The following is a 12,288-nucleotide window of genomic DNA, read 5'->3' as shown; positions in this document are numbered from 1 at the left end:
ACTAAGGATTTCTCCCCACACCTTTGACTTTATCCCAATTCCATCCATGAGCCTTAGTAGTCGAAAACGTAGTATTTTCAATGCTTTCCGCCATATTCTGCCCTGTGTTGCCCCACTTTGCGAAGATATGCATTATCATAAAACTGGAGTGCCGTGGCAGATGAATAATACTTTTATCATAGTTTTGTTTCTCCTTGATTTGCCCCGGAATGCCCTGTTTTGCAAGGGTTTCCGGGTTTCATGTAGTTTACTCTGAAATTACAGATTGTGGCGAATTGGAGCAGAATTAAGCAAGTTATTACTACCTGTTAGTAGTAAAATTGGTAGTAAAATGGAAAGGGTTACTACTAAGGATTTTAGCTAATTTATTCTACTAAACTTTTCGACAAGATAATTTACAAAGAATTTTAGAGCTTTCTATGGTTTCGATACTCTATTATTCCCCAAAACAGTCCGAGAATAAACAGCGTGACCACAATAATAAAGCTGTATTTGAATGGTACACCAAAATGTGCTTCTATGACATCAAGAGTTCCGATAGCACTGAGTAAAGAAATAATGTATAGCAGAACATTCAAAATCGCAGAGTTTCTGCTTTTCTTTAGTTCATTTTGTGCAGTCAAATAGGATATTTTTAGGTGAAGAGCTTCTGCATGTTTTTTGTAAGGCTCGCTTTCCTTAATGTAGTTCAATAAATTATGAGTTTCAATTGGAAGATTAGGAGAGCAAAAAAGATTCTGCAAGTAAATATCATTTCGTACCGACCGCCGAAGATCTGTTTCATTTTCAAGGTTAGAGTTTTGAAAAATATGAATATAGAGTTTTAGCGATTCCAATATAATGGCCGAATATAAAATTGGTTGAAAGTTATCACAATCAAAGTCAGAAACTACACTACAACCAGCTTGTGGATAATATTGGTATATTTCCACTGTACTAATGTCCTTAATTGGTTCAGCAGGCACTTTCGTATCAATGAGTTTGCAAAAGTAATCTGAAATATTTTCAATATTATTCGAAAAGACCAATGTGTCATGCACAAAGAAATATTCTTGGGAACGATAACACTTATTTGTCAATTCCCAGATAAACTCAGAAATATTTTCATATATTATTTCAGAAATTTTCATTCCTGCCTCGACAGGTTTCTCTTCATCAAAGAATTGATATTTCTCCACAGACAGTAGGTTGTAGTTTTCTGCTTTTGCCCCGACATCATCTTTGGCAAGTGGTTTTCCTGTTTTGTAGTTTATGACTTCAAAAACAATGAACAAAACACTGTTCATCATAAAGGCACCGGCATCAATTTGATACATCTGACCATTTATCCAAACTAAAAATGGCTCTAGCCAGAAAGTAAATTCGATTTTGAAATATCGTTCATCAACTAAGATAGATTGTGCGTGCCTAAGATTGATATAGAAACCGGAATCTTTCAAAGAGTCACTTGCATCGTTTTCTTTTTCAGCTGAATCTTTTGATTTGAAGGAAAATGTAGTCGCTTGATGTACATAATCATATTGGGCCGTTACCTCCATTTTCCCATCAACAGAAGTAATAGTCTCGTCTGTTGCCACGAAAGAAAGATGATGCTTTTCCAGTAAGGATTGCATCTGCTTCTTTTTGTGCGGGATAACATTACGAAGTTTTCGTAAAAACCAGTTTGTCGCTTTATACTGTGTCGAATTATATGCACTTAAAAATAAAACAGTATCATCCACTTGCAATGACCTCCGATCTCGTCAGTAAAATTTATATTATTAATTATACAGCCAAATGACATACACAACAAGCATAGTGCAACAGATAATACTGTTGCTTATTTTTTTGATAAAAAGTCCTTGACAACTCGTTTCGGGAGAAACAGAAAAGTCTATGCCACAAAAGACAAAGGGAAAAGAAGTAATTATGAAATAAATATCTATCTATTCTTTTGATCCCATTTCCATTTATAAAATTACCCAAGTCCATCTGCTCAATACCATATTCATCATAATGGCAATCCACAATTTCATCGTTATTCTCTATTACGAAATTTTTTATAACCTTAATATCAGTTCCCAATATTTCAGCAACTGACATATACATCTCATTCTTTCCCAAAGTATTTAAGTACATCTTTCCTCCATTTCTCAGCCGGAACATATTCAATAATATTTTCAGGTGCAATTACTGTATCAGGTTTCATATATGCGAAAATCTGTGATGCTGAATCACCAAATGCACTTTCTACTGCTTTTGATGTCAACAATCTTCTTAATGCTGACCAATTATTTTGCTTATCATCCATATATTCCCTTTCATTTTCATAAAATGTAAAATAAGCAAAATCTTTTAATTTACTTGTAAATTTAACAACATACGATTTACATATCTTCTTCCATTTCTTGTCAATCCCCTTTGTTACCTCATTCAAAGATGATAGTGTATAGAAAAATTCTGGAGTTTCATGAATAGTTGAATAATCATAAATATCCTTACAAAACAAAAATGCATTGATTTGAAAATCATAATACAATTTATGTCCAATTCTATATAATTGCTCTCCTCTTTTCGAGATCACATCTAAATTTCTATATTTTTCAAAATCCACATCATATGAAATGTCATCTATGTGCATCAACTTTTTTTCAATATCAAAGCGTATATGATTTTCATCTAAAAATCTGTTCAATTCTGTGTCATTACTTAATACCCACTGCAAATTGCGTAATCCATACTTCTTTATATCAGCACAATCATTGCTATTGCTTGTTACTTGAAATGCCACAATCTCAAGATTTTCTACATCTATCTTTTCTATTATCGAATGGTATTTCTCATAGAATGTATCAAAATCGTTGTGACATTCTATTATATAAGTTTCTATAAATTCATCCCGTTTTATATGTAATGCTTTATGCAACCAATAATATGCTACATCTGGATTTGTAATATCATAGTACATAAGATTCCTTCTTTCTACTTATGCTATTTTTTTACTTAACGATACACACCAATACTCCTAAAAGTCGAAACTAGCTTAGTTGGACACACAACTGAATGATAACAATTTCTGTTTCTAACTTAATATTTCTTGAAAATACTCTTTTAACAAATCCTTGTGTTTGAAATAACATTCCAATACATAACATAAAAACTGTTCATCCTTCTGAGGTAAATCATTTCCGTGTTCATCTTTTCTTATGACCTCACATCTATAATCGAAAGGTATTCTTGAATTATCAATTTTGAAAGATTTCATTCTTGTCTTTGCTGTACCTTTCTGTGTTGCATTTTTCATTCTATTTTCATATTCATCTACTGTATAAAAAACATATTCATGATCTAAATGCGTAATATAAGCACACTCCTCGTTCATTTCATATTGTAGATGTACTACTTGAGTCACAATCATATCATTATAGATTTCAAACTCTTTGCATAATTCCTCGAAAGTAATATTTTGTGGATCAATCACTACCCACATACAATTTTCATATTCTTTTGAATATAGCCTACTTATCGAATAGTTCCCTAGATTAACAAAATCAAATACTTTCCCCCGTTCCAATGCCTCTGCTATATACTCACAATACAGTTTTCCATTATATCCTGGCTCATTGAGAAGTCTTACCGAGAAATCTCTTACAATTCCGCTAGACATCATATCAGCAATTTTTTCAAGTAAATTCAAAGGAACATTCTTTGTAAAGAAAGTTTTGTTAATTTTTCTATCGTAAATGCGGGGAGGTTCAATAGGAAGTAATTCCCTCTCATCATCCACTGGAACTATACCATATTTAAAGAATTGATTTTGTTTATCCAGATTGCCCTTATATACTACCTCTAACTCGTTTAGATCACTGCAAAATGGATGTTTTCTCTGGTAATCATAATTATCAAAAGAATAGTAAATGAATAATAAAACTCTTATTTCTGAATAAGATATCTCCATTACATCCTCTTGTATCCATCTACAATAATTACTAATCCAATCATCAATCGTATCACGAGACAGTTCATCTCTCTGCCTTTTATAGGACTCCATCTGCATTTTATTCATAATATCAGGTTGTTCCAGCCCCTCAATCATCTTAATATGACGTTCAAGGTTAATTTTGATTTCATCATACAAAGCTTGATCTGTTACTCCCTCTTTCAAAACTTGTAAAGTAAAAGCATCTTTTTCTCGAAATTTTCCTAATACAATTCCATTATAATAAGCAACTTGTTTCTTTACGTTCCATTCATGTGCTTCTGGCATCCAAAACTGATATACATATTCTTGCTGAGTAACTATATATTCCTTTAATAAGCTCACTATGTCATTTCTCGAATTAATCATTTCCCATTACCTTCTTCATTTAATTAAGAAAATCGTATACAGCTCCGCATACATCTTATCATCTTCAAACTTCACATCATCGAGTAACAAAGTCTGGAATAACACTTCCCGGACTCTCTCTAATTTTACCATAGCAAGCTCCGCTTCCGAAAGTCCCTCCGGCTCTATATTTTCCAAAGCCACCGCTTTTCTTGCAGACAGGCAGTATGTATATAAAGCCATGATATATCTGTCAGACATCACAAAGGCATAGGTGTCCTTGCCTTTATAATTGTATCGGCACTTTTCCAATTCTTCCTCAGATATGGTAAAGAAGCATCTTACTGTTCTCCAATACGGAAATATGCCGCCGCTTCCTCTATAGATAATGTATATTTCTTCCAGTATGGTAAATGCAAAAAATTTTATTTTTTTGTTTTTGTCTCTCACATATACAAAAGAAGAACGGTATTTTTACAGGGTGTTGAAGAAATTTTTTTATTTTTGTGCAAAAAACAGCTATAAGACTCCATTTTTTGAAGTATACTTGGTAACCGTACCGTTTTCATCGACAGATTCCGTCACATTATCATTTCCGTCATACTTAAAGGTGCTGGATGCTCCCAGTGGATTTGTCTGAGAGATAACCCGGTCTTTCTTATCGTAAGCGTATTTATATGTAGCTTCCTCTTCTTCTGTCATGGATAACTGGTTGCCGACTTTATCGTAGGTAAAGGTTGTTTTATGACCTTCCGCATCCGTTACCGCTGTAATGCGGTCCATAACATCATATTCATAAGATGTGGTACTTCCGTCTGCTTCAGTAAGTTTCAGGAGTCTGCCGTACTGATCGTACTTGTATGTTGCTGTCCTGCCAAGTTCATCGGTCTGTGTCAGTACATTTCCGGCACCATCATAAGTATAATCCATGCTGTTTCCACCATTGTCGGAGGAATGGATCAGGTTGCCTGCTCCGTCATACTGATAGGTAATTACGAGTCCCTGTGCATCCGTACATTTTACAAGCTGTCCGATGGCATCGTACTCCATCAGCACCTTGTCTCCTGTCGGCAGTATTATGGATGTGTTATTTCCCTCTTTATCATACACATAGCTGTACGCATTGCCGAGGGCATCTGTCATCTTTGTGCTGTTACCCTGTGAATCGTATTCGTAAGTAGTCTTTCCTTTCAGGGCGTCCACCGTCTGTTCCAGATTGTCGGTGGAATCATATTTCATTGCTGTAATGTTGCCCTTTGCATCGGTTGCCGATGTCATGTTTCCATTACCATCGTAAGTCATGGTACTGGTATTTCCATTTTCATCGGTAGAGGATACCAGATTTCCATTTAAGTCATACTTCATGGATACGGTATATCCAAGGGCATCTTTGGATGTAGTCAGATTTCCTGCCTTGTCGTAAGCATAAGTATCTGTTCTTCCCTCTTCATCGGTAGAAGATACCAGATTGCCTGCTTTATCATAAGTATATGTGGTAGTTCCACCTTCTGGGTTGGTTTCACTTAAGCGGTTTCCTGTATTATCGTAGGTATAAGTCCAGGTTCTTCCACTGTCATCTGATTTTGATACCAGATTGTCTGCCGCATCATAAGTATAAGTGGTAACTGCACCTAATTCATCTGTCTCTTTAGCGAGCCTTCCGCAGTTATCATATTCCTTGGAATGGCTGCTTCCATCTCCATAGGTAATCTTGGTTTCATTTCCTAATGCGTCATATTCATATTTGGTTATATTACCAACTGCATCTTTGGACTGAAGCACCTGTCCAAGAGAATCAAACTTGGATACGGTTGCATTTCCATTTCCGTCGGTATATTTTTTCAGATTTCCTGCTTTGTCATATTCATAGAGCTTTGTTCCAAAATCTTTATTACTCTCTTCTATGACACGTCCCATGCTGTCATACTTGTAAGTAATTGTATTTCCTTTTGCATCGGTTGCTTTGACCTGCTGATAATTCTTATCATAGGCGTAGCTGATCTGATTTCCTTTCGGATCCGTACCACTGGTCATGTTGTACATCTTATCGTAGGTATAAGTGGTAGTATTCCCCAGTGCGTCAGTACTTGCCGTAATATTTCCCACACCATCGAGTGTATAAGCGGTCACACCGCCATCGGCTGCTGTCTTGGAAATCAAATTGCCATTCGCATCGTAACTGTTCGAAGTGACATTTCCAAGTGGATCTGTCATGGTAACTGCACGATTCATCGCGTCATACGTGAATCCCCATGCTGCTCCGTTTCCATCCACATATCCGGTCATGTTCGGTCCGTCATACGAATATGTTGTTGTGACACCTCTGCCGTCCGTCTGGGATACCATACGATGTTTGTCATCGTAAGTATAGGTAATGGCTGTTCCATCCGGTTTTGTAGATGTGACCATATTTCCATTACCGTCATAACTGTAAGTAACCGTTGCTCCGTTATATCCGGTTGCACTGGTCAGCTTATTCTGCTCATTATAAGTATAGGAGGCTGTCTTTCCATCCTCTCTTGTCTCCGTTGCTACATTACCAAATGCATCATAAGTGTAAGTTTTTGTTCCGGCTGCTGTCGTTTCGGAAGCAAGCTGATTTTCTGCATTATAAGTCTTTTCACAGGTTGTTCCATCCGGATATTCAATGGATGTTGTGCGGTACTGATCATCATAATGATAAACGGTCTTATTTCCTTCGTTATCCGTTGTTGTAGTAGAACTTTTTCCGTACTTGAAAGTTGCCGTTCCTTTTTCTGCATCAGTCTGCTCTACAACTCTTCCTTCTTTATCGTAAGTATTCTTTACAACCGTATTGCCATTCTCATCTTTCCAGCTTGTCATACGGCTGTCATCATCATATTTGTACTCTTTTGTTGTTCCATTCGGATCTGTTACAGATATCAGATTTCCCTGCTCATCATATTTGTAAGAAACTTTTCCACCATCTGGAAGAGACAGTTCCTTGATATGCCCGAATTTATCCTGTTTTACCCCGAATGTTTTTCCGGATGGTGTGGTAATCTTGCTCAGATTATAATCATCGTCATAATCCAATACTGTCTTAAATCCATTCACATCCGTTACATAACGTAAGATTCCGTATTTATCAAATGACCAGACGCTCTGATCCGCATCTGTCAGTTCCCATCCGATGTAGTCATGGTCTGTATCTTTATAGCTGACTGCTTTTAAATCGTATACATAGCCATCCGGAGCAGTGTAGCTTCCATCTTCATTCTTATCAAAGATCAGATAACTTCCGTCCCCTCTCATATACAGAAGGCTTCCGTCCTCCATCTGAGAAAGCGACTGGTCATAGTTAAAGCTCCATCCACGTCCGAACATGGAATGTTGGTCTGTTCCTTTGGAATTGTAGCTTCTTGTAATGGAGAATTCCCCATTCAGCTCATTCATCGTCGCATCGGACTGATCCATGTAGAAGTTACCAGTATTTAAGTTGACTGGTTCAAATCCAAATTCACAGTGCAGTCCTCTTCCCATCAATGCTCCGTCAATCCGCATCTTATCCTGATCGGTAAGCGGTGCAGGACTATATGGAACATTTGTCTGTGGGTTACGGATAAAGATCGTGTTGTTTGCAACTACCAGTGCGTCCATAACCTGATTGTCTTTCATAATGTTCTTAAGCGGAACACCATAATATTTTGCAATCTTCGGAAATGTATCAAACTGCTTCACTTCATAAATCACAAAGCTGTCACTGGTCACTTCTTTTCCCGTTTCCAGTTTGCCATCGATTTCTTTTGATGCTTTTGCTTTTATTTTATAAAGTTTATCTTTTGTCAGTCCTGAATACAAAGCACTCTGCCAGTTGGAATCTTTGCTGTAATACTTATTCGCCTCCGGGAACTGCTTATTGTATTCAGTACTGTCTGGATAGGAATACAATGGTTTTGCATCTGTTTCGTGATGTTCTTCATTTTCCTCATCTGGAAGCAGATAATATTCTACTGTAGATTTGCTCTTTGCAATTCCGTCTGCAAATACGGCATCAAACTTCAGCTTTCCATTTGTATTCTTTTCTGTCATCGGGCGAAGCAGGATCGTTGTTTCATCCAGTGACATATCACGCAGATATGGATCTTCAGCCGGTGACCACTGGATGCTGAGTTTCGGTCCATAAACGGATGCCCTGTTATTCAGTACCTCACACTGCATAGAAGCTCCAAGGTTATTTGCCTCGGCAATGGCTACCAGTGCAAATCCGTTATTCGCATAAGTTCCCTGCACCCAGTCATTGACCAGATCTTTGACGTCATAATTGATATAGCTGTTCCTGCTGGTACTTGCATTCTGTACATCCTGGAACGTAAGATTTACTGGTTTTGTTTTCCATGTGATGGAGGTGTTCCACGACTGATCTACACGATAAAGTCCAAACTGGGATGCACCACCACTGTATGCAGTTTTCTGACTGACTGCAAATGTTGCACTGTCAATTTTGGAATCTTTCGGAATCTGACTAAAATTTGAATTTACTTTGATATAAGTCCGGCAGTTCTGGTGTGCTGTTCCAAATCCTGCAAGGTTTCCAGACTTAATACCATCATCAAATCCGACATACGGATAATTGTTATCTCCAATCTGGCTGGTTGGACTTCCCTCTTCCACACCAATCATGTTAAAGGAACTCTTCTGGATTTCCACTGGTGTCGGGTCGATTCTGACCGGATACTGACGATCTTCTGCAGAAAGCCAGTCCATATCTGGTTTTACGGTCAGGATTGTTTTCCCATCTTCTTCCCTGAGTTCCATCGTAATCAGGAAACTGATCTCTCCGGCTGCATCTTCCATAGACGGTGCTTCCAGAAGATACTTTGCCTCTTTGATTGTTTTTCCTTCTGGATAAATGTATACCTGATTATCTTTTACTTCAGCCTGATATCCCGGAATCTGAAGTTCATATTCATACGATTCTCTGTCTGTTGGCTGCTGAAGTACGATATCTTCCTTAATGCTGGAATCCAGTACCGTATACTGAACATCCGCTCCTTCATAGACTTCATTATAAAGGATCGCATTGTCCTTAATAACGGAATGTGTATAATCTCCATCTACCGGAATGATCCCGATTCTGGTCTTTCCATTTTCAATCGTTACACCATTCTCTTCTGACATCTGTTCTGGAAGAAGAATGGCATAGTCATTAGCCTTGTTCTGATAAATCTCAGTCTTCTCTTCCTTTTCTTCATCTGCCGATACGCTGCTGGCCTCCTGTGCTTCTTCGGACGCAGGAGTGTCTGCTTCTTCCGGCTTTACAAGAGTATTATCTACCAGTTCCGTATCACCATCTTCGTTCTTATAAGTTCCGACATAACCACCATAAACGGTTGTATACTGCTTATCTCCGGTCTTATAAGTTTTGGAAACGGCGTCATAATCAATCAGTTCACCTTCCGGTTCTTCCGGAATCGGATAGTAATCCTGTGGTTCTTTCAACTCCACTTCTTTTTCCTGCGGATTTTCTTCTGTTTCTTCCGCTGGAGTTGTCTGTTCTTCCTGAGTCTCTGTATTTTCCGATGGTGTCGTTTCATTTTGTACGTCCGCATCAGACTGCTGACTCTTGTCTTGTTCTCCAGATGTGGAATCTGTTATCCCGGCTTCCTCTTCAGTCAAAGCCTCTGGTCTGGAGAAATCTGCATTCTTCTGTACATCCTCAATGGCCTCTTTTGCCTGTACAAAAATAGGCTCTGTTCCCTGTAGTGCCATCAGGAGTGCAAGTACTAAGGCTATAGCCGACTTTCGAAATCTCTTCATAGTCTCTTTCTCCCTCTTGTAATCTTTTTCTATAATTCCTTTACAAAATAACCGCTACCCTCCTTTTTTCTGACTTTGGCACTACTATAATCTAAAAAATCACAAAATTTTCATAAATGGTAAAAATGCCCCTTGAGGTGGCAAAAATAGACGAAATCGGTCGAAAAAAATAGTAAGACACCATCGCCTTACTATTTTTCATCTAATTTCATATATAATAATATTTTCACTTGAAAGGATTTCTCCGTATGGCAGATCTCCATCTGACCATGATATTTTTCTACTACGAGTTTCACATTTTGTAATCCTATTCCATGTCCTTCTTTCCTGCTTTTCGTTGTCAGATAAATTCCATTCCGCACTTTTGGTGTATCTTTTATGCTATTCTCAATCTGGATATTCATGATTCCTTTTCCATAATACATCTGAAACGATAATCTCCTTTCATCTGAAGCTGCTGTCCCACGAATAGCATTATCCATAAGATTTCCCACTATTATACTTATATCAAATAATTCTTCCCCTATATGATTCGGTATTTCTACAGAAATCTCCGGATTTTCAATTACTGATTTCGAATCTTCCAAAATATAATTCAGCAGATTATTCATATTACGGTTTTCTGTATATAAATGATGACATAAGGCTGTTCCGGCTATATTCTCCATTTGTTTCAGATACGATAGAATCTCTTCATTTCCTCCCGTTTTTGCCATTGCCCCTATTGTTGTAAGATGGTGCTTGTAATCATGATGTATCTTATTCAGCCTGTCCTGTGATTTCATCATCATCTCCAGTTCTTTTGCATACTGGCTCATCTGAATTTTCATCTCTTCCTGTTTTGCTGTTTCAATATAACTTTTCTGAACCTCATCGTGCAGATAGAAAATAAACACATTGATAAACAGTAAGAATAATACAATCGTAGACCGCACACCTCTTCTGTCTGGCAGCAATATCCTGATACAGACTATAATGCTGATCACCGGGACAGAAAGCATAGCAAGCCAATGACGGTTCTTTATATAATAACTTCTCTTTACACCTACTTTTCTTTCAATAATGACTTCCAGTAAAAAGAATATAAAATTTCCCATTACAATAGTTCCCGGTCCCATGTGATGATGCACCGGATTTCTTGCTACCGCATACCGTTGAAAGAACACGATTGGAATCCCATCACATAAAATTCCCATAATATATACCATAAGTGTATTCCAGACATGATGTTGCCAGTCTGCCTGATATGCCACTGTTATAATTAACAGAGCTATCAGCTCAAAGATCAGATCTCCGTACATCGTTCCCCACTGCATGCTTCCCCAGCATGAAAGCAGATATGCACAAAAATATGCAAATAGCTTTTGTGTATCCTCATTTTTTGGATACAGGATGGTATTGTAACGGAACACAGTATAAATCCAGAATAATTTACTTGTCAGATAAGTGATCAAATGGATATTCATAATCTTTTCTTCTCCGTTTGTAATAGTCTTTCCCTGACCTTCTTGCGATTTGCTTTACTGATACTGAGACGTGTCTTGTCTTTCATAACCACGTTGTCATATTCGTAATGCTCCACGTGTTCCATATTGATGAGATAGGACTTGTGAATCAGTAAGAAATATTCTTCTGTTACATCCGCTACATCCTTTAATTTTCCTCGATATTCATATTCTTTTTCCGATGTCACGATATGTACTCTTTTTCCCAGACTATAAAAATACAGGATCTTGTCATAAGAAATCTTGTGGATTCCTTTTGTATCCGTATATTCAAATATTTTCTTCCGTTCTTTTAACAGTTCCCGTAATTCAACCTATCACCCAGAAAAGTTCTTCCTCTCGGATTGGCTTTACAAGAAAATCAAATGGATGAATACGGAATAATTTCATAGCATATTCCTGATATGTTGAAATATAGGTAATCCGCAGTTCTTTTCCATAATTTTTCTTTCGTATCTCCGTTCCGATATCAATTCCATTCTCATGTTCCAGACAAATATCAAGGAATAACATATCGTAGGATTCTTCTTCCAGCCTGTTAAGAAGCTGCTCCGCAGAATAGTATATTTCTATAGATATCTGACAGTCATTCGCTTTCCCATAATGGAGCAGCTTCTGTTCTAACCAATTACATAGGATGATGTCATCATCACAGATTGCAAGTTCTAGCATATTTTCTTACCCTCAGTCTTTCGT

At 37.4% G+C, this 12,288-nt stretch carries 9 protein-coding genes; all 9 read right to left on the bottom strand.

Annotated elements, in window-relative coordinates; all coding sequences use genetic code 11:
• Positions 1–407 precede the first annotated feature (407 nt).
• Positions 408–1,721, bottom strand: a complete 1,314-nt coding sequence (locus GT508_RS06210; RefSeq protein WP_161143793.1) for a hypothetical protein — start codon at positions 1,719–1,721, stop codon at positions 408–410.
• Positions 1,722–2,089: 368 nt separating this feature from the next.
• The gene (locus GT508_RS06205; protein WP_161143792.1) at positions 2,090–2,947 is read right to left on the bottom strand and encodes a hypothetical protein; all 858 of its coding nucleotides are present in this window, start codon (positions 2,945–2,947) and stop codon (positions 2,090–2,092) included.
• 114 nt (positions 2,948–3,061) lie between these two features.
• Entirely contained in the window at positions 3,062–4,327 is a 1,266-nt protein-coding gene (locus GT508_RS06200) for a hypothetical protein (protein ID WP_161143791.1), read from the bottom strand.
• A gap of 15 nt (positions 4,328–4,342) precedes the next feature.
• On the bottom strand, positions 4,343–4,549 hold the full coding sequence (locus tag GT508_RS06195; RefSeq protein ID WP_192934785.1) for a hypothetical protein: 207 nt from the start codon (positions 4,547–4,549) through the stop codon (positions 4,343–4,345).
• 98 nt (positions 4,550–4,647) lie between these two features.
• Entirely contained in the window at positions 4,648–4,725 is a 78-nt protein-coding gene (locus tag GT508_RS15050) for an excisionase (protein ID WP_227097410.1), read from the bottom strand.
• A gap of 100 nt (positions 4,726–4,825) precedes the next feature.
• Positions 4,826–10,087: a DNRLRE domain-containing protein gene (locus GT508_RS06185; RefSeq protein ID WP_243144080.1), complete on the bottom strand. Its 5,262-nt coding sequence runs from the start codon at positions 10,085–10,087 to the stop codon at positions 4,826–4,828.
• A 191-nt stretch (positions 10,088–10,278) separates the two neighbouring features.
• Positions 10,279–11,553 (bottom strand): sensor histidine kinase, encoded by a 1,275-nt coding sequence (locus GT508_RS06180; RefSeq protein WP_055215245.1) that lies wholly within the window; start codon positions 11,551–11,553, stop codon positions 10,279–10,281.
• Positions 11,550–11,801: a LytTR family DNA-binding domain-containing protein gene (locus tag GT508_RS14625; RefSeq protein ID WP_237998139.1), complete on the bottom strand. Its 252-nt coding sequence runs from the start codon at positions 11,799–11,801 to the stop codon at positions 11,550–11,552. The genes GT508_RS06180 and GT508_RS14625 overlap by 4 nt, the downstream gene beginning before the upstream one ends.
• A 100-nt stretch (positions 11,802–11,901) precedes the next feature.
• On the bottom strand, positions 11,902–12,264 hold the full coding sequence (locus GT508_RS14620) for a LytR/AlgR family response regulator transcription factor (protein ID WP_226853957.1): 363 nt from the start codon (positions 12,262–12,264) through the stop codon (positions 11,902–11,904).
• Between the last annotated feature and the right edge of the window lie 24 nt (positions 12,265–12,288).

It is taken from the genome of Dorea sp. BIOML-A1 (assembly GCF_009875615.1).
GTDB classification, from domain to species: domain Bacteria; phylum Bacillota; class Clostridia; order Lachnospirales; family Lachnospiraceae; genus Dorea_A; species Dorea_A amylophila.
The sequence above is the reverse complement of the archived record's forward strand: the minus strand, read 5'-3'. Positions and strand labels throughout refer to the sequence as shown.